Raw genomic sequence first — 19,411 nt, 5'->3', positions numbered from 1 at the left:
ACCTAAAATGTTAATAAAATGTGTTGAAAGCTATGATGAGCTTTGCTATACTCGATGCATAAATTCAAATAATACGAATTTTAGGGAGAATAAAAATGAAATTTAAGAGATTTATTGTTGGGATCGTCGCCGTCGGCGCGGCTTTAATGGCAACTGCTTGTTCGGGTAGCAAAAGTTCAAGCAGCAAAAAGACCTATACGCCAAAAGAATTAACTGTTGAATTTGTTCCGTCTGTTCAAGCAAATAAGATAGGGGCAAAAGCAAAACCGCTGGCAGCTTTGCTTAAGAAACAATTGGGCATTCCTGTTCGTGTTACCGTTTCAACTGATGATGACGGAATGATTGAAGGAATGGCTTCTAAAAAAGTTGATGTCGGTTTCATGCCGCCAGCTACTTACGTTTTAGCGCACAAGAAGAAAATTGCCGATGTTCTTCTGCAAGCTGAGCGTTATGGCTATAATGAACCAAGTGGTACTGTAAATCACACTTTAGTCCACTCATACCGTGCCGGAATTTATGTTAAAAAAGGTTCTAAGATCAAGTCCTGGAAAGATTTGAAAGGCAAGACGATTGGTGTTCAAGATGCAGTTTCATCTTCTGGTTATATTTTCCCAATTGTAGAGCTGTATAAAAAAGGTTTGAACGTTCTTAAATCTTGCAAGCTCGTTCAAATTAAAGGTGATGACCAAGCAATTATTTCTGTTGAAAATGGAGATGTCGATGCTGCCTTCACTTTCGCGGATGCTCGTCCAATAGCTGCTCAAGATGATCCTAAAGTAATGAAGGATGTTGTGCCTATTTACTTTACCAAGCCAATTCCTAATGATACGATTTCGGTTCGTCATGATATGAGCTATAAATTCAGAAAAAAGCTTGCCAAAGCCTTCAAAGCAATTGCAAAGTCTAAGAAGGGCAGAAAGATTATTGAAAGCATCTATTCACACTACGGCTATGTAAGTTCTAAGGATTCAAATTTCGATATTATTAGGCAATATGACAAGATTTTGGCCAAAATTCAAAAGTAATTTAGTCTAAGATAATTTGTTCATACATTTGAAAAGCTGTACTTCTTTTTGAAGTGCAGCTTTATTTTTATCTTAGTTGGCAGTAGTCCCTGCGTGTACTAATATATTTATCAACTATAGTACACAAGGAGACTAATATGAACATCAATATCACTGAAAAGTTGAATATTTCACTCAGTCGCGGCAGTCAATATTATTCTGAACGCAGCGTGCAAAAGAAAAGAGAGGTGATAAGTAATGGGTGCTACCAGAAAAGCAATCAATTATTTTATTCAGGAATTTTGTTTCCATTAATGAATAGATTGAATTTGCTCAATTTAGCGATCGTGATTGCAATGGGTGCCTGGATGATTATTTCAGGTCAAGTTTCTGCAGCTATTGGTTTGGGCTTGATTGTAACTTTCGTTGAATATTCGCAAACATACTTCGAATTAATCACGCAAGTAACTTCAATTTATTCAATGATTCAATTAGCTTTGACCGGTGCCAGAAGATTAGCTGAGGTTGAAGAGCAGTCTGATGAAGATGCAGTGCCAAATGGTAAAAAGATTGGCAGTTTGCAGACGGCATTAAAACTGGAAAATGTTCATTTTGGCTACAATAAAGATAAGGAAATCTTGCACGGCGTTAATATTACTGTGCATAAAGGCAAGTCGGTCGCCTTAGTTGGACCAACCGGTTCTGGAAAGACGACAATTATGAACCTGCTGAATCGTTTTTATTGATGTTGATTCGGACAGAATTACTTATGATGGAACGGATTTGTGGCAAATTCAGCTGAGGGCGCTGCGAGATAAGATTGGCATCGTCTTGCAGGACTCCGTTTTATTTACTGGGACAATTGCTGACAATATTCGTTATGGCAAACCTGATGCTTCAATGGATACAGTGATTGCTGGTCAAACGAGTTTTGTTATTGCCCACCGCTTAAAGACGATCCTGAATTCAGATAAAATTGAAGTACTGAAAAACGGTACGGTAATTGAAGAAGGCAGCCATGAAAAATTGCTAAAAGAACATGGTTTCTATTATAAGTTGTATACTGATCAAACTGCTTTTGATTAAATATGTTATAATAAAAGAAATGAATTAATGAATAGTAAGTCGCTAGGGGTGCTGTTAAGCTGAGATGATACCCTTTGAACCTGAACAAGATAATACTTGCGCAAGGGAAGTGAAATAATGCAAATAACTTGTACTCCTATTTGGCTTATTAATATTAGCTAGTTAGGAGTATTTTTTATGTTTAAAAGATCATCGAAATGGGATGTTAAAGCAGTTATTTTGGTAGCACTGATTGGAATAATCATGGGCGTAGTCTATACTTATGGATTCAACAATTTGTATAATCTGTCTAAATTAGCGCTTTTGCCCACAGGTTATGCACCAGTGATGGATATGATATTTTCTGGTCTGTGGTTTATGGCAGCACCGCTTGCAATGTATTTTGTTCCCACGGCCGGATCGGGCACAATTGGCGAAGTATTGGCATCTATTGTTGAAATGACAATTGGCGGGCAATGGGGCGCGCTGACGGTTTTGGAAGGACTGATTCAGGGTGCTGCTAATGAAATAGGTTTTTTCCCTAAGAAAAAGCGTTATATCAACTTTTCATGGGCAAGCGTCTTAACTGGTGCCTTTTTTGCCAATCTTGGTGCTTATATTCCACAATATTTCTTGTATGACTGGTATAAATACAGCTTCAATTTACAAGTTGCAATGTTTATTGCTGGAATTGTTTCTGCCTTACTGTTTGATGGTGTCCTAGTTAAGTTGATTACTAATTTGTTTGATCGAATTTTGAAGCCTGAACTTGCATAAGCGTTTTTTACTTTTCTCTTTTAGTGCTACGATAATATAGGTAGAGATAAGCGCTTACAGGTGCGAAAGGGAGAGGATTTTTTTGACCAGTAAGGAAAAACAAGAGGGAGCGGAGGCTATAAAGAACTGGAATCCGCGTTATAAACGAAATGTCATCATTTACCTTTTGATATATGGCATTTTAGGTGCAGTCGCTGGAATTACCAATGATGCAGCTCTTTCTTACTACAAAATTGTTGCACCACAATTAATTTCAAGTTTGAATATTTTTAATGCCGCAACGGCAATCTTGATGTCTTTGATGATTGCCACTGTTCACAAATTGGGTTACCGCAAAATTTTGTTGATTTTGCCACCAATGACGGCAATTTTCATGGCTTTAACGTGTGTTACCAGCAATGAAATTGTGATTATGTTTGCTTATACCATCTCATGGGCGGCAATCGGGGTTTATGACTTAATATACCCGTTAATGTGGACTTCTTATGTGCCTGGCAAAATCAGAACTAATAGGCTTTTTTTGTATTCATTATTTGTGGGAAAGAACAGATCTGACTTTCGTTGTCAGCATGTCAATTGCCACATCGTTTTCTCCACCTTCAGGCACGATGATGTCAGCATAGCGCTTGGTAGGCTCAATGAATTGATGATACATCGGCTTAACTGTGCTTAAGTATTGATTGATAACGGAGTCAAGAGAACGGCCGCGCTCCTTTATGTCCCGCTCCAATCGTCTGATAAAGCGAATGTCGTCATCAGTGTCGACATATACTTTAATGTCCATCAGATTGCGGATAGCTTCATTGAATAAAACCAGAATCCCTTCCAAAATAATGATATCGGATGGTTCAACATGGATGGTCTTTTTACTGCGAGTATGGGCGGTAAAGTCATAAGTTGGCATTTCAATTGGCTTGCGATGAAGCAGCTGATTGAGCTGATCTTCAAGAAGCGGCATGTCAAAAGCATCTGGATGATCATAATTGATCTTCTTTCTTTCAGCCATTGGAACGCCAGTATTATCTTTATAGTAAGAATCCTGCGTCATAATGGTGATATGGTCATCAGCATTAATTTCATCAGCAATTTCATGTGCGATCGTTGTTTTACCACTCCCTGAACCACCGGCAATGCCGATAATTACAGGTTTATCAAGTTGTGTCATGTTATTCTCCTTTTTTCATTTCAATATCATCTTAACGATAAAGACTGATCATGACAATACTTTGTGCAAAAGAATCGACTGCAAGCAATTGAAGGCCGGATAATTGAGTGTACAAATTTAAAAATGATTAGTAAATAGTGAACAATAAATAGAACGCATCATCAAAATGTTTGGAAATAAATTAAGATTTCTTTTACATTTTCTGAAAAAAAGGTAGAATAATAGTTATATGAATTTAAAGGAAGGGATAAGGACCCATGACACCAATCATTGAATTTAAACATGTTGATAAATATTACGGCAAGTTTCACGCTTTGAAGGATATTAATTTAAAAATTAATGAAGGTGAAGTTGTTTCTATTATTGGACCTTCTGGTTCAGGCAAAAGTACGCTTATTCGTACGATGAATGGTCTGGAAAAGATCAATAAAGGTCAATTGCTGGTTACTGGCTATGATTTGGCTGATAAAAAGACCGATATCAATAAAATTCGTAAAAATGTGGGCATGGTTTTCCAGCACTTTAATTTATACGATAATCACACCGTCCTTGAAAATGTTACTTTAGCCCCAAAGATTGTTTTAAAGCGTCCTGATGATGAAAATAAAAAGATCGCGATGCAATATTTGGAAAAAGTTGGTATGGTCGATAAAATTAACTCTTATCCAAGACAATTATCTGGTGGTCAGAAGCAGCGTGTTGCAATTGCGCGTTCACTTGCAATGAAGCCAAAGGTAATTTTGTTTGATGAACCAACTAGTGCCCTTGACCCTGAAATGATTCAGGATGTGCTTGATGTTATGAGATATGTTGCTGAACAGGGAATTACAATGGTTGTTGTAACTCACGAAATGGGCTTTGCTCGTGAAGTAAGCAATCGTTTGATTTTCTTTGATGCAGGTCATGTTTTGGAAGATCGGAAGCCAGAAGAATTTTTCGCACATCCAAATACCGAACGTGCACGTGAATTCTTAAGCAAAGTCATTTCCAAAGATTAAGGGTGTAAACCATGAAAAAATTAAAAAAGATTATCCTGCTGATGCTAGGATTCATGATGGTTTTTGCCTTGGCAGGTTGTACGAAGAAAAACGATAATACATACGAACATGTAAAGCAAAGCAAGACGATTGTTTGGGGAATTAGAGCAGATACTCGGTTGTTCGGCTTGACTAATATTAAAACCGGAAAAATCGAAGGTTTTGAAATTGATTTGGCCAAAGCACTTACTAAACAAATGTTAGGCAGTTCTGCTCATGCTGAATTCTTAACGACAACTGCCAACACTAGAATTCCTTTGCTTAAGAATCATAACGTTGATGCTGTTTTGGCAACGATGACTATTACTAAAGAAAGAGCCAAGCAAGTTGATTTTACTAATCCATACTTCCCAGCTGGTTCTTCATTATTGGTTTCAAACAGCAGCAAAATTACTAATGTTAAACAGTTGAATGGCAAGACCGTTTTAGCCGTTAAAGGGACGACGGCGGTTGACGACGTCCATAAATATGCACCTAAAGCTAAAGTGCTTCAATATGATGATTATGGTCAGGCAATGTCGGCTTTGAAAGCTGGACAAGGTGTTGCTTTGACTACTGATAATGGTTTGCTTGCCGGTATTGCTCAAGAAAATCCTGGCTATAAATTGGTTGGTGGCGTTTATACAAATGCTCCATATGGAATTGCCGTTAACAAGGGCCAGACACAAATGGTAAATCATTTGAATACTGCGTTAGCTGAACTTAAGAAAAATGGTACCTACAATCGTTTAATCAATAAATGGTTCAAAGGTATTCCAGGTTTTGATGTGAAGGAGTTGTTGAAGTAATGTGGTCGATTCTTACAAACAACTGGTCTAGTTTTCTAACAGGTTTTTGGAATACGATTTTGTGTAGTGTGATTGCCCTAATTTTTAGTTTAATTTTGGGAATTTTCTTTGCTCTGCTTGAAGTTGCCCCACCAAAATTTGTACGCATTATTGCACACATCTATATCGAAGTTTTCAGAAATATTCCTTTGTTGGTCATTGTGATGATCTTCTATTTGATTGTTCCGCGCTTTTTCTTTAAGCTCTCTGGTTTTCAATCAGGTACGATTGGCTTAACCTTGTATACTTCCGCATTTATTGCTGAAACGGTTCGCTCAGGTATTAATTCAATCGGTGAGGGCCAAATGGAAGGTGCCCGTTCAAACGGAATGACTTATATACAAGCAATGCGCTATGTTATTTTGCCACAGGCAATGAAAATTGTTATTCCGCCATTGGGCAACCAATTTGTTAACTTAATCAAAAACTCTTCAGTTTTAGCCTTTGTTGCCGGTTTTGATTTAATGTATCAGGCTCAGTTGATTGCCTTTGCGTCTTTTCAAACAATTGACACTTATATTGTAGTTGGCTTGTTCTATTTGGTTTTGACCTTGCCATTAAGCTACTATTTGCGCCACTTAGAGAAGAAACTCGCAAACTAGGATAGGAAGGAAGAAAAATGGAAACTTTTATTCATGCTTATTCATGGGTTGATATCCACTTCTTATTACAAGGTTTGTGGGTAACAATTTATGTTTCGCTGATTTCGATTATTTTAAGTTTTGTCCTGGGATTGATTTTCGGTCTCTTGCGTTATATGAAGATCAAATATGTTTCAGCAATTGTAGGTTTTGTTATTGATATTATTCGTAACTTGCCTTTGCTGCTGATTATTTTCTTTACATACTTCGGTCTGCCAGAATTGGGAATTGTTACCAATCAAACGGCGGCTTCGATTATTGCCTTGGTTATTTTTGAAGGCGCAATGCTGGCTGAGATTGTTCGTAGTGGTATTTCATCAATTGATCCTGGACAAATGGAAGGAGCCCGTTCCAACGGAATGACCTTTGGTCAGGCAATGTATCACGTTGTGATGCCACAGGCTTTGCATAACATGATTCCAGCTTTATTGTCGCAGTTTGTTTCCTTAGTTAAGGATACTTCTTTGGCAACGATTATTGTTTTGCCTGAACTTCTTTACCACGCACAAATTATTTATAGTCAAAACACTACGTATATTATTCCAATGTACGTGATTATTGCGGTAATGTACTTCATCGTTTGCTTCTGTTTGTCGATGTTTGCCAGCTACTTGCAAAAACGTTTTAAGATGGACTAAAAAAATACAAATAAATCCAAAAGAAAATACTAGTTGCATGCTAAGATTAAGTAGGTAACTAGTATTTTTTTGCAGGAAAAAAGATGGATATTAATAAACAATTAACTGATCGACAGCGAATTGAATTAACCAAGAAGTCTTACGAAGAACTGAAATTGGGACAAAAAGTTGAAATCGATCATCATTTTATCGGAATTGTCACTAATTCAGTTTATGAAGAAGATGGTTTGCGAGCTTTTGTAATTGCTAATACAAGAGAAATTACTATTCTTTTTAAGGGCTCATATGGTATCGCAAAAGGCAATCCTACCACTTGGAGGGATGAATGGCTGCGAACCAACTTACCGATTTTGGTCGCATTACTGGTCAATGAAAGAAAGATTCCTAGTCAACTAAAAAGTGCGGCTCATCTGCTTAATCAGACTATTCATGAATATAAGGGTGAGCACTTCTACGTTTATGGTCATTCTTTAGGCGCTATCAATGCGCAGTATGCTCTAGCTAATTGTCGCCACCCAGATCGAATTGCCGGGGCATATCTTTATGAAGGAACCAATATCTGGCTTCTGCTGGATCAGAGGCAGCGCCACCGCGTGAATGAGATGAGACAGAAGATTTATAATTATGTTGATATCTATGATCCGGTAACTTTAGGAATTACTGCCAGTCACCATATGATTGGCAAATTGTGCTATGTCGATAGTGAAAAGATGCCACCAATCAAACAGCACTTATGGGGTGGTTATCAATTTGATGAAAATGGCAATGTGAAGCTGCGGGAAGTTGATGACGCCTTTTTGCAGGAAAGCATGAGTGAGCATAAATTGTTGTCCCGTTCAAATGATTTGGCACACTCCGTTGAAAAAATGGGCCAGGCTGGAGAAATACGGCAGCTTGCCAATCGCAAATTTAAAGAGTTGCAGCAGCGTTGGCCAGACAAGCGTGGCTGGTCAAAAATTAATGATTTTTTGAACAAGTCAGGCCTTTTAAAAGATAAAAATGACTAAAAAAGGCTTAGCCTTGAAAAGCTAAGTCCTTTTTGTTTACTTTAATATTCTATTGATTCCAAGAACTGTCCAGTTTGCTCTTGCCAGTAGTAATTGCACTGTTCCAGCTTTGCTTTTTAGCAGCTAAAGCGAGGATAAATTGCATATTGGCATTTACTTGGTCATAAGCAGAGGTAGCGTTCTTAGTTACAGGCAAGAAGTATAGGTTCTTGGTAGTTTTTGCTAAAATTGCAGGTACCTTGCTGCTTTTATCGGCTTTATAAGTTGATGAATTTAAAACGTCTGAGTTAACAGGCATATAACCGGTTTGTTGAGCCCAGTAAAGTTGAGAAGATTTGCTGGTTAAGAATTTCATATACATGAAGGCGGCTGCCTTTTGAGTAGCAGTAGCGTGACTAAACATGTAAATATCAGTACCTTGTTGAACGTTCAATTTGCTTGGACGTGGTGCAATGCCGTAAGTGTATTTCTTTGAAAGACCTTGCTTAACGTAAGCTTCGTTAGCAGTTGAACCGATAAACATCGCAACTTGAGCGTTGCTGAATGGGGTAGACATGTATTTTTCAGTTCCGGCTTGCATGAAGTAGCCAGCTTTAACGCCATCGGCATAGTAATTAATGACTTTTTTGGAAGTGGAACTAGCAAAGTTAAGATTCTTGTTGAAGCTAACGCCGTTTTCCTTCATTGAAAGCATGTAGTAGTTGTTCAAAGCATCGAAGCCCATGCCCCGAACCTTGTGATTGCTCTTTTCATAGATCTTTTGTGATGCTGTCTTTAATTCTGCCATTGTGGTTGGAACTTTGACACCATATTTGTCAAGCAAAGTCTTGTTGTAGAAAAGCACTTCAACGGACTTGTTAAACGGAACGCCGTATTGAGTTCCACCGATTTTTGCACCGTTCCACAGTCCACTTTGGATCTTGCTGTTCTTATATGAACCCCAACCAATTTTCTTATTTTTAACATAAGGAGTGAGGTTGACCAGCATCTTATTTTTGGCTGCATTATATAGCCAATCTGGATAAGCTTGAGCAATGGTTGGCAAATCTTTTGGCGATTGCAGACCAGAAGTTAACTTGGCTTGCAAGTCAGAATAGTTTCCACCCTGGCTCTGCAACTTAATAGTAATATTCGGATTCTTTTTTTCAAATTCTTTCGTTAATTTCTTTAAGGCACTTTGTGAGGAACCTGTTAATGAATACCAAAAAGTAACAGTTGTCTTCTTAGTAATTTTGGTTGGAATTTTAGTAGATGATGAACTGCTTTGGCTATTTGAGCATGCACTCAAGCCTAATGCAGCTGCTGCTAATGCTGCAACTGCAGCTGCTTTATGAATAAGTTTCATGATAATAACTTATTCTCCCTTCTTTTTAAAACCTTACAGCGTTCATTTTAGCATAAAAAACGTACTTTTGAAGTGACTATTTAAATTAATGTTCCTAATTGACAGTTGACAAAATAAAATTAAAATTAAGAATATAAATATTGTGTAGATAAATTTTATTTTTTAGGTGAGAATATGGACAAAAATCCCTTAGTATATAATTATTCAATTGGTAAACGTAAGCCTTACGATTATGATTATGGCAACCGGCAGGGCAATAAGAGTGCAGGCTGTCCTTTCTGTGATGTAGCTCATTTGGAAAATATTTATGAGAAAAAGGGCGACATGATCTGGCTCAAGAACAAGTATCCAACTCTACAGGATACTGACCAAACCATTTTAATTGAGTCTAGCGACCACCAAGGGGATGTTTCCACTTATACCCGTGAAGAAAACGAAGAATTAATGGCTTTTGCACTCAAATGTTTTCAAAAAATGAATAATTCTGGCAAATATGAGAGCGTTCTTTGGTATAAGAACTTCGGTCCTAAGTCAGATGGTTCTTTGACTCATCCGCATATGCAGATCGTTGGCTTATATCACAAAGATGGCTACCAGGATATTGAAGCTGGAAACTTTACAGGGTTTGAAGTAGGCAAGTCCGGGGATGTTGAAATGAATTTGTCGGCCTATCCGGTGCAAGGCTATCAAGAAGTTAATATTTTGACGCACCATAATCAAGATTTGAATATCTGGGCAGATTTAATTCAAAAAGGAACGCAGTATGTCCGCTCAGTTTTATCACATGGTGTGGATTCTTATAACTTGTTTTTCTATCCAATCAATGATGGTCAAGGCACATGCTGCAAGATTATTCCACGTTTTTACGCTTCCCCATATTTTGTTGGCTATAAGATTTCTCAAGTTGATGATTCCAATACTCTCAAGTGGGAGGCTAAACGCCTGCATGGGTTTGTAAATGGTGGCATTTTGCTTTAAAGATAAATGGTAAAAGAATGGAAAAGGCACCGATGAAAGTGCTTTTTTTGTTATAATTGACTTGATAAAAATGCTTAATTAAGAGGATTGCATAAGATGAAAAAAATTGTTGTTGTTGGATCAAGCAATGTGGATACAACTTTGCATGTAAAGGATTTTCCTAAACCAGGCGAAACCATCAATGCTTCTGAGGTAACGATGGCTGCTGGTGGAAAAGGAGCTAATCAAGCTGTAGCTGCCGCAAAAAGCGGTGCCGAAACACAATTTATTTCGCGTGTTGGTGAAGACAGTACCGGTGAATTCATGCTTAAGCAGTTGAAAAATTATGGTGTTAGCCTTGAATATGTACAAACAACTGCTGGACAAAATACAGGTCATGCTTACATTACCTTAAATGACAATGGTCAAAATGACATTATTATTGATCATGGCGCCAATTATAGTTTGAGCGTTTCAGATATTGATGCTGCAAGCAATTTGCTTGGTGAAGTAGATTGCGTCATTGCTCAGTTTGAAACTCCGCTTGAGGCAACGATTGAGGCTTTTAAATTGGCAAAGCGGCAAGGTGCAGTCACAATCTTAAACCCAGCTCCAGCAATTAAAAATATTCCACAGGAATTGCTGCAGTTAACCGATGTTATCACACCCAATGAGACTGAAAGTGCCGCAATTACTGGGATTGAAATCAATGAAGAGAATGATTTAAAGCTTAGTGCTGCCAAGTTGCATGAAATGGGCGTCAGCAATGTAGTAATCACCTATGGTGACAAAGGTGCTTATATTTCTACTGCCGTTGCTGAAAAATTAGTGCCAGCATTTAAAGTAAGCGCCGTTGACACGACTGCTGCTGGTGATACCTTCCTTGGATTTTTGGCTGGCAATTTAAATAAGGATTTAACCAATATTGAACAGGCTGCAGTAATCGCCAGTCGAGCATCCTCAATTGCCGTTCAGCGTTTGGGAGCTCAGCCTTCAATTCCAACAGCAAAAGAAGTTAAAGATTTAATGGAGAAATAAAATGGACAAAAAGCAACAAGATCAGTTAAAAAAAGAAGCAGCCACAAAGGCAGCCGAAATGGTTAAGCTGGGTTCGGTTTTAGGCGTTGGAACCGGTTCAACCGTTGCCTTCTTTATCGATGCCTTGGGACAGAGAAAAGAAAAAGAGGGCTTCACTTTAAAGCATATCGTCACCACTTCCAACCGTAGCAAGAAGCAGCTTGAAGGGCTTGGCTTCAAAGTAGACGAACTGGCCGATATTGATCAAGTCGATTTGACGGTAGACGGTGCCGACAGAGTGGCTGATAATTTGGACGGCATCAAAGGCGGCGGTGGTGCATTGACTTTGGAGAAAAACGTCGCCATCAATTCCAAGAAGATTATCTGGATTGTCGATGAATCAAAATTAGTTCATCGTTTGGGCGGCTTCCCGCTTCCAGTGGAAGTATTGCCAATTTCCTGTGAACAAAACTTCAGAAAGTTCGAGCAGGAAGGATTAAAGCCGCAATGGCGCAAGGATGAACACGGCAAGCGCTACGTAACGCACTATGGCAACTACATCATTGATTTGGCCGCTGATCCGGTACCAGCACCACATGGATTGGCTGACTATTTGGATCATACGGTGGGCGTAGTTGAACACGGCTTGTTCTTGGACATGTGCGATGAAGTGATCATTGCTCACAGTGATGGCAGCATCGAAGACAAGAGAAAATGAATTATAAAGATTGAAAAGGAATGGTTGCCCATTCCTTTTTTTATTTGAATAAAAACAACAAGTTCAGTCGAGTTTTGGTATGATTAACTTACACGAATAAATGCTGAAAGGACGATTTAAATGACAAAACAGCCATTAATTATTTCTACAGATCCCGGAATTGACGATATTGCTGCCATGACTATCAGCTTGTTTGCTTCTGAGTTTGATGTCAAAATGCTGGTGCCAACTTGGGGCAATGTTGCACTAGAATATACTCTGCAGAATACTTTAAATTTAGAAGAATTTTTACATACAAAAGTTCCGGTAGTTGCAGGTGCAAATCAACCACTAGTCGCACCAATGATTTCTGCCGCTTCGGTTCACGGCAAGACTGGGGTCGCAGGTTATGATTTTCCTGAGGCAAATGAGCAGTTGCTTGTCCCAGGTCTGGCTGCAACCCTTATGTACAATGCCATTATGGATAGTCCTAAAAAGGTAACTTTGCTCGGCATTGGACCGTTAACAGATTTTGCGCTTTTAATAAAACAATATCCAAACGTTGTAGAAAATATTGCTCAAATCGTAATCATGGGTGGCAATATTGGACGCGGCAATCACAGTCCACTTGCAGAATATAATATTGCTGGCGACCCGGAAGCCGCTCAAGTGGTTTTCCACAGCGGGGTTGAAATTAAGGTAGCTCCTTTGGAAATTGGCAATAAAACTCACATTACGCCGCAACAAATGGAAGAAATTAAAAATTGCGGTGAGGTTGGCAAGATGCTGTACGGCTTGTTTTCGCATATTAAAGAACCAGATGGCGATCCAAGAATTAAGATTTTCGATCCAACCGCAGTAGCACTGATTCTTTGTCCTGAGGCTTTTGTGATAAAAAAGGCGAGAGTAGAGATTGAACTTGCCGGTCGTTTTACTTATGGAGCAAGCGTAATTGATTTTATGAGTGGTCAGCCGAATGCCGAAGTGGCAGTTGATGTTGATCTTGAGAAATTTAATCGCTGGTTTACTAATAGTATTAACCAAGCAGATCAAGGAATAAAATAAATGGCAGATTATGTTTATCGCAGCGTGATGCACGATTTAAAGCACAAAATTTTGAGTAATAGTTTTAATGGAATGCGCCTTCCTGATGAACGGACTTTGGCTCAGACTTATCAAGTAAGTCGTTCTTCAATGAAGCGGGCGTTAGCGCTGCTGGCTGATCAGGGAATTGTTTTTAAAAAACGCGGCAGCGGCACATTTATCAATCCGCTGTATTTGAAAAACCAAGCATTATTTCGCTATGAAGGATCAAACTTGGGACTGACAGATAGTTTTAAAGTTCCAGGCAAAAAGCAGCAAATTAAATTGCTGGATTTTCATGTTATTAAGGCTCCCAAGGAGATTGCCCAGGACCTGTTTCTGAATGAAAATGATTTTGTCTATGAATTTAAACGTCTGCGTTTGCTAGATGAGCAGCCTTTCCTAATTGAGCGCGGCTATTTGCCGATCAAGATTATGCCGGAACTAAAACCAGAAACCTTGCAGCAGTCTTTGTTTAATTATTTGGAAGATGAACAGAATAAAACAGTAACGAAATCCTTTTTGAATATTACTGTTGAGCCATCAAACAAAGAAGATCAAGAAAAAATGAAGTTGAAGTCAACAGAACCTGTAGGGGTAATGGAAGGGATTTTCTTCTTGGATGATGGGACGCCATTTGAAGTTTCTAATATGCGCGTTCATTATCATTACATGCGGTTTAATACTTTCGTCAATTTAAATCGTTAAAAAAGAGTGCAAACCATGTGCGGCTTGCATTCTTTTTAGATTTATCGTAATTAGAACAGGTCTTTAGAAAGGCATGAACTGTTTGGCATCATTTAGGGGACTGGTGTAAACATAGCTCAAGCTTACCCGCTTTGTTTTTAAATTAAATTCGTTCATCAGCTTTTGCTGCTGACTCGTTAACGGCAAATGCTTCATGGCCATACATATTGCCAAAAAAGCTATCATAAAATTTTGGCAATAATTGATAAACTTCATCGGTTTCTTTTTGCTGATTAGAATTAAATTTGTTAAAGAGACTAAGCATAACTATCCTTCCTCATCACCGGAATAATTTGCGTCCGTTCAGTAAACGCATTTCTAAATTCAGTAGGAATTGGCGTGTCAGTAATGACGACATCAATTTTGCTCAATGGAGCTGATAAGTAAGGGGAAGAATTAGATACCATCTTGACAAACTTTGGATGTTCCGATAAAAGCTGCGCTTCAACGCAGCTTTTTTATTTGCTCTAGAGCATCAGATGAAGCAATAAAGCTTGCCACCTAAAATCGTTACACCAGGAAGCGGAGAATTCATCAAAGCAAAAGCATTATCAACTGAATTAGTGACAACTTGCAAATCAATGCCAGCAATCATATGGCAAAGCTGCTCCAAGGTTGTCGAAGGAGCGATAAAGTCTAACTGCCCAGGATGAATAAAACGCTTGGCTTTTCTAGCCATTTTTTCTTTAAGCGGGGGATTGAATTTGACTTCTGACTAAGAAGTCTGGAACAGTATTATGTTCAAGCTCCATCAAACCGCCGTGAATACGAACGGCTTGACCGCTTGACCGCTTGAAGTTAATCACAATACATCGCGTCTTGCTGTATCAAAGGCGACGCTAAAATGTTCAGCTAGTTTTCGTCTAGAAAGCCGATGCTGCTTTTTAGCATTTCTTTAATTTCTAGCAAACGTTCTTTTTGAGTCATTTTTCTTCCTCCATCTCAAAGGCTAACAGCTTTTCAAAAAGTTATTTAGTTTAGTAAGCATTTTAGCAGTATTAAATAAGCATTATTAAGCATATCGCAAAGCAAACACTTAGCCCAAAAATGATAAATGCTTTTATAACAATCTTTTAAGCGTGACAGCAGAAATAAAGCACTTATCATAATTGGGAGGTACCAATTTAAAAAATAGTTGAACTTTTGCTAGAAATTGGTATTATATAGTCGTAGTCAAAATATCAAATATAAATGTATCAGCTTTTCAAAATTATTTAAAAGGAGAAGAAAATGTCAGTCGATTACGATTCAAAAGAATACTTAAAGAGTGTTGACGCGTACTGGCGTGCAGCCAACTATCTGTCAGTTGGGCAGCTTTTCTTAATGAAGAATCCTCTTCTTAAGACCCCTTTAGTTGCTGAAGATGTAAAGCCAAAGCCAATCGGTCACTGGGGAACAATTGCTCCACAAAACTTTATTTACGCTCACTTAAACCGTGTACTTAAGAAATATAATTTAGATATGTTCTATATTGAAGGTTCCGGTCACGGTGGCCAAGTAATGGTTTCTAACTCATACCTTGACGGCTCATACACTGAACGCTACCCAGAAATTACTCAAGATGAAAAGGGTATGGCAAAATTATTCAAGCGCTTCAGTTTCCCAGGTGGTGTTGCCTCTCACGCTGCTCCAGAAACTCCAGGATCAATCCACGAAGGTGGGGAATTGGGCTACTCACTTTCACATGGTATCGGTGCAATTTTGGATAATCCTGATGTAATTGCCGCTGTTGAAATCGGTGACGGTGAAGCTGAAACTGGCCCACTTGCAGCAAGTTGGTTCAGTGACAAGTTCATCAACCCAATTAAAGATGGTGCTGTTTTACCGATCCTTCAAATCAATGGCTTCAAGATTTCTAACCCGACTATCGTTTCACGCATGAGCGATGAAGAATTAACTGAATACTTCCGTGGTATGGGTTGGGATCCACACTTTGTTTCTGTCTTTAAGGGTGGCCGTTTTGACGGTGAAAAGGATCCAATGCAAGTTCATGAAGAAATGGCTAAGACCATGGATGAAGTCATTGAAGAAATCAAAGCTATTCAAAAGCATGCTCGTGAAAACAATGACGCAAGTTTGCCACATTGGCCAATGATTATCTTCCAATGCCCAAAGGGATGGACTGGCCCAAAGAAGGACTTGGATGGCAACCCAATTGAAAACTCATTCCGTGCTCACCAAATTCCAATTCCAGTCGCACAAGGCGATATGACACACAAGGATATGCTTGTTAATTGGCTTAAGAGCTACAAGCCTGAAGAGTTGTTCAATGAAGACGGCTCTCCTAAAGAAATCGTTACCGAAAACACTGCTAAGGGCGATCACAGAATGGCTATGAACCCAATCACTAATGGGGGTAAGAACCCTAAGCGCTTGAATTTGCCAGATTACCGCCAGTATGCTTTGAAATTTAAGCCAGGTCAAATGGAAGCACAAGACATGGTTGAATGGGCTAAGTATCTGGATGAAATTGCTAAACTTAACCCTGATACATTCAGAGGCTTTGGACCTGATGAATCTAAGTCCAACCGGTTGTTCAGCTTACTTGATGATCAAAAGCGTCAATGGGAACCAGAAATTCATGAACCAAATGATGAAAACTTGGCTCCAAGCGGCCGCATCATTGACTCACAATTATCAGAACACCAAGATGAAGGCTTCCTTGAAGGATATGTTTTGACTGGTCGTCATGGCTTCTTTGCAACTTATGAAGCATTCGGTCGCGTAGTTGATTCAATGCTTACGCAACACATGAAATGGCTTCGTAAAGCTAAGGAACAATATTGGCGTCACGATTACCCAGCTCTTAACTTCGTGGCAACTTCAACAGCATTCCAACAAGACCATAATGGGTACACTCACCAAGATCCAGGTATTTTGACTCACTTATATGAAAAGAATCGTCCAGACTTGATTCATGAATATTTGCCATCAGATACAAATACCTTGCTTGCTGTATCTAATAAGGCATTTCAAGATCGTGAATGTATCAACGTCTTGGTAACTTCTAAACAACCTCGTCCACAATGGTTCTCAATTGAAGAAGCTGAAAAACTTGCTGACAAAGGCTTAAGCTACATTGATTGGGCTTCAACTGACAAGGGTGCAAAACCAGATGTTGTCTTTGCTTCAACTGAAACTGAACCCACTTTGGAAACTTTAGCAGCGATTGATATTTTGCACAAGAAGTTCCCAGAACTTAAGATTCGCTACATCAATGTTGTGGATGTCATGAAATTGATGAACACGACGGATAATCCTAACGCTATTTCACAAGAAGAATTTGATCGTCTATTCCCAAGCGATGTTCCAGTTATTTTTGCATGGCACGGCTACAAGAGCATGATGCAATCAATCTGGTTCGGCCGTAAACGTTACAATGTTCATATTCACTGCTATGAAGAAAATGGTGATATCACTACTCCATTTGATATGCGTGTCTTGAACCACCTTGATCGTTTCGATTTGGCTAAAGATGCTGTTGAAAGCATTCCAAGTTTGGCTGGCAAGAATGCGGACTTTGTAAATGAAATGGATAACTTGCTTGCTAAGCACCATCAATACATTCGTGATAATGGTAAGGATATTCCTGAAGTTACCGGATGGAAATGGGAAGGTCTTAATTAGGACAAAACAATAGAATAGATTAATAGAAATCACAGTTGAAAGGCTGTGATTTTTATTTTGTCTTTATTTATTAGAGCATGTAAGAGTTTCGTAAATACTGAAACGAATTCCAAGCATCAAGATTGACGGTCAAGTTATAACTCAAATAAAATAACATTTGTACCAAAAGAAAGCACTTATACATCAGTTTATTTTAGTCTTAAAATAAAGGCTTAATAATTTTCTTTAGCTTTGAAATATATTTCATAAAATGAAACAAATCATTCAAACGCTGAAATAAATCTTCAATAGTTAGAGAAAGCGATTACATAACTTTAAAATTATGGTATAAAGAAAACTGTAAGTTAGCTGACTGCTTAATAAGGCTTTTCAAAAGTTGATATCATTCGATTTAGTCTTAGGTTTTAGATATATTGAGAGGTAATTTTAAATGGCTAATGATAAGAAGTATTCGGTAGTTATCGCCGGTGGCGGTAGCACGTTTACACCAGGCTTCGTGCTTGACTTGATCAAAAGTCAAGACATGTTTCCACTTAGACAATTAAAGTTCTATGACAACGATGCAGAACGTCAAGAAAAAATTGCAAAAGCCGTAGAAATCATCATTAAAGAAAGAGCGCCACAAATTAAGTTCTCATACACCACCGATCCAAAGGAAGCCTTTACTGATGTTGACTTCGTAATGGGTTCAATTCGTGTTGGTAAGTATCATATGAGAAGCTTAGACGAAAAGATTCCTTTGAAGTACGGTGTTAATGGTCAAGAAACGACCGGACCCGGAGGAATGGCCTATGGTTTACGTTCTATTCCAGCAATTATTCAAATTATTGACTGGATGGAAAAGTATTCACCAAATGCTTGGATGATTAATTATTCAAACACAATTGCCATTGTTGCTGAAGCTTGTCGTCGTCTTCGTCCAAATGCAAAGGTTATCAACATTTGTGACATGCCTATCGACATTATGAACAGAATGGCTAAGATCTGTGGTTTGGATTCATTCCACGACTTAGACTTCACTTACTATGGTTTAAACCACTTCGGCTGGTGGAAGTCAGTTCGCAATAAGAAGACTGGCGAAGACTTAATGCCTAAGCTTAAGGACTACGTTTCTAAAAATGGCTACTGGGTTGGCGGCGACTACGATAAAGATACTGAAGCTAGTTGGGAAGCAACCTTTAAGAAAGCTAAAGACTGCTACTCATTAGATCCAACCACTTTGCCAAACACTTACATGCAATACTACTACTTCCCACAATACGAAGTTGCTAATGCAAATCCAAAGCACACTCGTACTGATGAAATTCTTGAACACCGTCAAAAGATTGTCTTTGGCGAATGCAAGAGAATTGTTGAAGCTGGTACTGCTAAAGATAACATTTGGGACATTTCAGGACTTCACTCAGAATATATTGTAGATATTTGCCACGCAATTGCTTACAACACTCATGAAAAGTTCTTAGCCAACTGTCCTAACGATGGTGCTATCTCCAATATGGATCCAGATTCAATTGTCGAAGTTCCTTGCCTCTACGGCGCAGATGGTATTCAACCACTTGCTACTGGTAAGGCTGGTAGATTCCAACGCGGCTTGATGATGGAACAACAAACTTGTGAAAAATTAGTTGTTGATGCATATGTTGAACATTCATACAACAAGATGCTTCAAGCCTTCACTTTGAACAAGACTGTTCCAGATGCAAGCGTTGCTAAGAAGATTCTTGATGACATGATGGTTGTTAATAAACCATATTGGCCAGAACTTAAATAGTTTTTA

General features: G+C 38.6%; 19 protein-coding genes, 2 pseudogenes and 1 riboswitch. Of the genes and pseudogenes, 16 read left to right on the top strand and 5 right to left on the bottom strand.

Going from position 1 to position 19,411, the window contains the following annotated elements:
• Positions 1 to 95: 95 nt before the first annotated feature.
• The 4 genes and pseudogenes from phnD to D0Z64_RS08535 all read left to right on the top strand — a co-directional run.
• Positions 96 to 1,025 carry a phosphate/phosphite/phosphonate ABC transporter substrate-binding protein gene (gene phnD, locus D0Z64_RS05230; RefSeq protein ID WP_080881620.1) on the top strand — a complete coding sequence of 310 codons (930 nt, stop codon included), beginning with the start codon at positions 96 to 98 and terminating at the stop codon, positions 1,023 to 1,025.
• A 101-nt stretch (positions 1,026 to 1,126) separates the two neighbouring features.
• A pseudogene (locus D0Z64_RS05225) lies at positions 1,127 to 2,090 on the top strand (ATP-binding cassette domain-containing protein); the annotation flags it as partial.
• 34 nt (positions 2,091 to 2,124) lie between these two features.
• A riboswitch (TPP riboswitch) is annotated at positions 2,125 to 2,215 on the top strand.
• 52 nt (positions 2,216 to 2,267) lie between these two features.
• A complete protein-coding gene (locus tag D0Z64_RS05220; RefSeq protein WP_080881619.1) occupies positions 2,268 to 2,846 on the top strand; it encodes an ECF transporter S component in 579 nt (192 codons plus the stop codon).
• A gap of 76 nt (positions 2,847 to 2,922) precedes the next feature.
• Positions 2,923 to 3,354: pseudogene (locus D0Z64_RS08535) on the top strand (MFS transporter); the annotation flags it as partial.
• A 21-nt stretch (positions 3,355 to 3,375) separates the two neighbouring features.
• On the opposite strand, the gene udk reads toward D0Z64_RS08535, so the two are convergent.
• Entirely contained in the window at positions 3,376 to 4,011 is a 636-nt protein-coding gene (gene udk, locus D0Z64_RS05210; protein ID WP_080881618.1) for a uridine kinase, read from the bottom strand.
• 257 nt (positions 4,012 to 4,268) lie between these two features.
• On the opposite strand from udk, the gene D0Z64_RS05205 reads away from it, so the two are divergent.
• The 5 genes from D0Z64_RS05205 (at position 4,269) to D0Z64_RS05185 (ending at position 8,161) form a co-directional block, all read left to right on the top strand.
• The gene (locus tag D0Z64_RS05205) at positions 4,269 to 5,009 is read left to right on the top strand and encodes an amino acid ABC transporter ATP-binding protein (RefSeq protein WP_006352715.1); all 741 of its coding nucleotides are present in this window, start codon (positions 4,269 to 4,271) and stop codon (positions 5,007 to 5,009) included.
• 11 nt (positions 5,010 to 5,020) lie between these two features.
• Complete coding sequence (locus D0Z64_RS05200; RefSeq protein WP_080881617.1) at positions 5,021 to 5,836, top strand: transporter substrate-binding domain-containing protein; 816 nt, start codon at positions 5,021 to 5,023, stop codon at positions 5,834 to 5,836.
• On the top strand, positions 5,836 to 6,477 hold the full coding sequence (locus D0Z64_RS05195) for an amino acid ABC transporter permease (protein WP_080881616.1): 642 nt from the start codon (positions 5,836 to 5,838) through the stop codon (positions 6,475 to 6,477). The genes D0Z64_RS05200 and D0Z64_RS05195 overlap by 1 nt, the downstream gene beginning before the upstream one ends.
• Positions 6,478 to 6,494: 17 nt before the next feature.
• Positions 6,495 to 7,154 carry an amino acid ABC transporter permease gene (locus D0Z64_RS05190; protein ID WP_006352712.1) on the top strand — a complete coding sequence of 220 codons (660 nt, stop codon included), beginning with the start codon at positions 6,495 to 6,497 and terminating at the stop codon, positions 7,152 to 7,154.
• Positions 7,155 to 7,237: 83 nt separating this feature from the next.
• Complete coding sequence (locus D0Z64_RS05185) at positions 7,238 to 8,161, top strand: Mbeg1-like protein (RefSeq protein ID WP_080881615.1); 924 nt, start codon at positions 7,238 to 7,240, stop codon at positions 8,159 to 8,161.
• A gap of 49 nt (positions 8,162 to 8,210) precedes the next feature.
• On the opposite strand, the gene D0Z64_RS05180 is transcribed toward D0Z64_RS05185, so the two are convergent.
• Positions 8,211 to 9,506: an extracellular solute-binding protein gene (locus tag D0Z64_RS05180; protein ID WP_006352710.1), complete on the bottom strand. Its 1,296-nt coding sequence runs from the start codon at positions 9,504 to 9,506 to the stop codon at positions 8,211 to 8,213.
• A 174-nt stretch (positions 9,507 to 9,680) separates the two neighbouring features.
• Here D0Z64_RS05180 and D0Z64_RS05175 point away from each other — a divergent pair, with 174 nt between their 5' ends.
• The 5 genes from D0Z64_RS05175 (at position 9,681) to D0Z64_RS05155 (ending at position 13,968) form a co-directional block, all read left to right on the top strand.
• Complete coding sequence (locus D0Z64_RS05175) at positions 9,681 to 10,484, top strand: DUF4931 domain-containing protein (RefSeq protein ID WP_080881614.1); 804 nt, start codon at positions 9,681 to 9,683, stop codon at positions 10,482 to 10,484.
• Between the two features lie 96 nt (positions 10,485 to 10,580).
• Positions 10,581 to 11,501, top strand: coding sequence for a ribokinase (gene rbsK, locus D0Z64_RS05170; protein ID WP_080881613.1), 921 nt, complete (start codon positions 10,581 to 10,583; stop codon positions 11,499 to 11,501).
• Position 11,502: 1 nt separating this feature from the next.
• On the top strand, positions 11,503 to 12,198 hold the full coding sequence (gene rpiA / locus D0Z64_RS05165; protein WP_080881612.1) for a ribose-5-phosphate isomerase RpiA: 696 nt from the start codon (positions 11,503 to 11,505) through the stop codon (positions 12,196 to 12,198).
• Positions 12,199 to 12,318: 120 nt separating this feature from the next.
• Positions 12,319 to 13,242: a nucleoside hydrolase gene (locus D0Z64_RS05160; RefSeq protein ID WP_080881611.1), complete on the top strand. Its 924-nt coding sequence runs from the start codon at positions 12,319 to 12,321 to the stop codon at positions 13,240 to 13,242.
• Positions 13,243 to 13,968 (top strand): GntR family transcriptional regulator, encoded by a 726-nt coding sequence (locus tag D0Z64_RS05155; protein WP_080881610.1) that lies wholly within the window; start codon positions 13,243 to 13,245, stop codon positions 13,966 to 13,968.
• Between the two features lie 142 nt (positions 13,969 to 14,110).
• On the opposite strand, the gene D0Z64_RS05150 is transcribed toward D0Z64_RS05155, so the two are convergent.
• From D0Z64_RS05150 to D0Z64_RS08790, 3 genes are all read right to left on the bottom strand, one after another.
• Positions 14,111 to 14,272 carry a hypothetical protein gene (locus D0Z64_RS05150; RefSeq protein ID WP_236943501.1) on the bottom strand — a complete coding sequence of 54 codons (162 nt, stop codon included), beginning with the start codon at positions 14,270 to 14,272 and terminating at the stop codon, positions 14,111 to 14,113.
• Positions 14,265 to 14,414 (bottom strand): hypothetical protein, encoded by a 150-nt coding sequence (locus D0Z64_RS08795; protein WP_406565672.1) that lies wholly within the window; start codon positions 14,412 to 14,414, stop codon positions 14,265 to 14,267. The genes D0Z64_RS05150 and D0Z64_RS08795 overlap by 8 nt, the downstream gene beginning before the upstream one ends.
• 68 nt (positions 14,415 to 14,482) lie before the next feature.
• Positions 14,483 to 14,686, bottom strand: coding sequence for a sugar phosphate isomerase family (locus tag D0Z64_RS08790; protein ID WP_406565671.1), 204 nt, complete (start codon positions 14,684 to 14,686; stop codon positions 14,483 to 14,485).
• 551 nt (positions 14,687 to 15,237) lie between these two features.
• On the opposite strand from D0Z64_RS08790, the gene D0Z64_RS05140 reads away from it, so the two are divergent.
• Both D0Z64_RS05140 and D0Z64_RS05135 read left to right on the top strand, forming a co-directional pair.
• A complete protein-coding gene (locus tag D0Z64_RS05140) occupies positions 15,238 to 17,634 on the top strand; it encodes a phosphoketolase family protein (RefSeq protein ID WP_080881609.1) in 2,397 nt (798 codons plus the stop codon).
• Positions 17,635 to 18,064: 430 nt separating this feature from the next.
• On the top strand, positions 18,065 to 19,405 hold the full coding sequence (locus D0Z64_RS05135; RefSeq protein ID WP_080881608.1) for a family 4 glycosyl hydrolase: 1,341 nt from the start codon (positions 18,065 to 18,067) through the stop codon (positions 19,403 to 19,405).
• Positions 19,406 to 19,411 lie beyond the last annotated feature (6 nt).

The sequence above is a fragment of the Lactobacillus amylolyticus genome (assembly GCF_003999355.1).
In the GTDB taxonomy this organism is placed as follows: domain Bacteria; phylum Bacillota; class Bacilli; order Lactobacillales; family Lactobacillaceae; genus Lactobacillus; species Lactobacillus amylolyticus.
Note: the sequence above shows the minus strand (reverse complement) of the source record. Positions and strands in the feature narration are given on the sequence as shown.

Bases quoted from the DNA above. Each gene is read 5' to 3' on its own strand.
- rbsK (WP_080881613.1), top strand. From the start codon at position 10,581: ATGAAAAAAATTGTTGTTGTTGGATCAAGCAATGTGGATACAACTTTG.
- D0Z64_RS05160 (WP_080881611.1), top strand. From the start codon at position 12,319: ATGACAAAACAGCCATTAATTATTTCTACAGATCCCGGAATTGACGAT.
- D0Z64_RS05140 (WP_080881609.1), top strand. From the start codon at position 15,238: ATGTCAGTCGATTACGATTCAAAAGAATACTTAAAGAGTGTTGACGCG.
- D0Z64_RS05155 (WP_080881610.1), top strand. From the start codon at position 13,243: ATGGCAGATTATGTTTATCGCAGCGTGATGCACGATTTAAAGCACAAA.
- D0Z64_RS08790 (WP_406565671.1), bottom strand. From the start codon at position 14,686: ATGGCTAGAAAAGCCAAGCGTTTTATTCATCCTGGGCAGTTAGACTTT.
- D0Z64_RS05135 (WP_080881608.1), top strand. From the start codon at position 18,065: ATGGCTAATGATAAGAAGTATTCGGTAGTTATCGCCGGTGGCGGTAGC.
- D0Z64_RS05175 (WP_080881614.1), top strand. From the start codon at position 9,681: ATGGACAAAAATCCCTTAGTATATAATTATTCAATTGGTAAACGTAAG.
- D0Z64_RS08795 (WP_406565672.1), bottom strand. From the start codon at position 14,414: ATGGTATCTAATTCTTCCCCTTACTTATCAGCTCCATTGAGCAAAATT.
- phnD (WP_080881620.1), top strand. From the start codon at position 96: ATGAAATTTAAGAGATTTATTGTTGGGATCGTCGCCGTCGGCGCGGCT.
- D0Z64_RS05220 (WP_080881619.1), top strand. From the start codon at position 2,268: ATGTTTAAAAGATCATCGAAATGGGATGTTAAAGCAGTTATTTTGGTA.
- udk (WP_080881618.1), bottom strand. From the start codon at position 4,011: ATGACACAACTTGATAAACCTGTAATTATCGGCATTGCCGGTGGTTCA.
- D0Z64_RS05180 (WP_006352710.1), bottom strand. From the start codon at position 9,506: ATGAAACTTATTCATAAAGCAGCTGCAGTTGCAGCATTAGCAGCAGCT.
- D0Z64_RS05200 (WP_080881617.1), top strand. From the start codon at position 5,021: ATGAAAAAATTAAAAAAGATTATCCTGCTGATGCTAGGATTCATGATG.
- D0Z64_RS05205 (WP_006352715.1), top strand. From the start codon at position 4,269: ATGACACCAATCATTGAATTTAAACATGTTGATAAATATTACGGCAAG.
- rpiA (WP_080881612.1), top strand. From the start codon at position 11,503: ATGGACAAAAAGCAACAAGATCAGTTAAAAAAAGAAGCAGCCACAAAG.
- D0Z64_RS05185 (WP_080881615.1), top strand. From the start codon at position 7,238: ATGGATATTAATAAACAATTAACTGATCGACAGCGAATTGAATTAACC.
- D0Z64_RS05195 (WP_080881616.1), top strand. From the start codon at position 5,836: ATGTGGTCGATTCTTACAAACAACTGGTCTAGTTTTCTAACAGGTTTT.
- D0Z64_RS05190 (WP_006352712.1), top strand. From the start codon at position 6,495: ATGGAAACTTTTATTCATGCTTATTCATGGGTTGATATCCACTTCTTA.
- D0Z64_RS05150 (WP_236943501.1), bottom strand. From the start codon at position 14,272: ATGCTTAGTCTCTTTAACAAATTTAATTCTAATCAGCAAAAAGAAACC.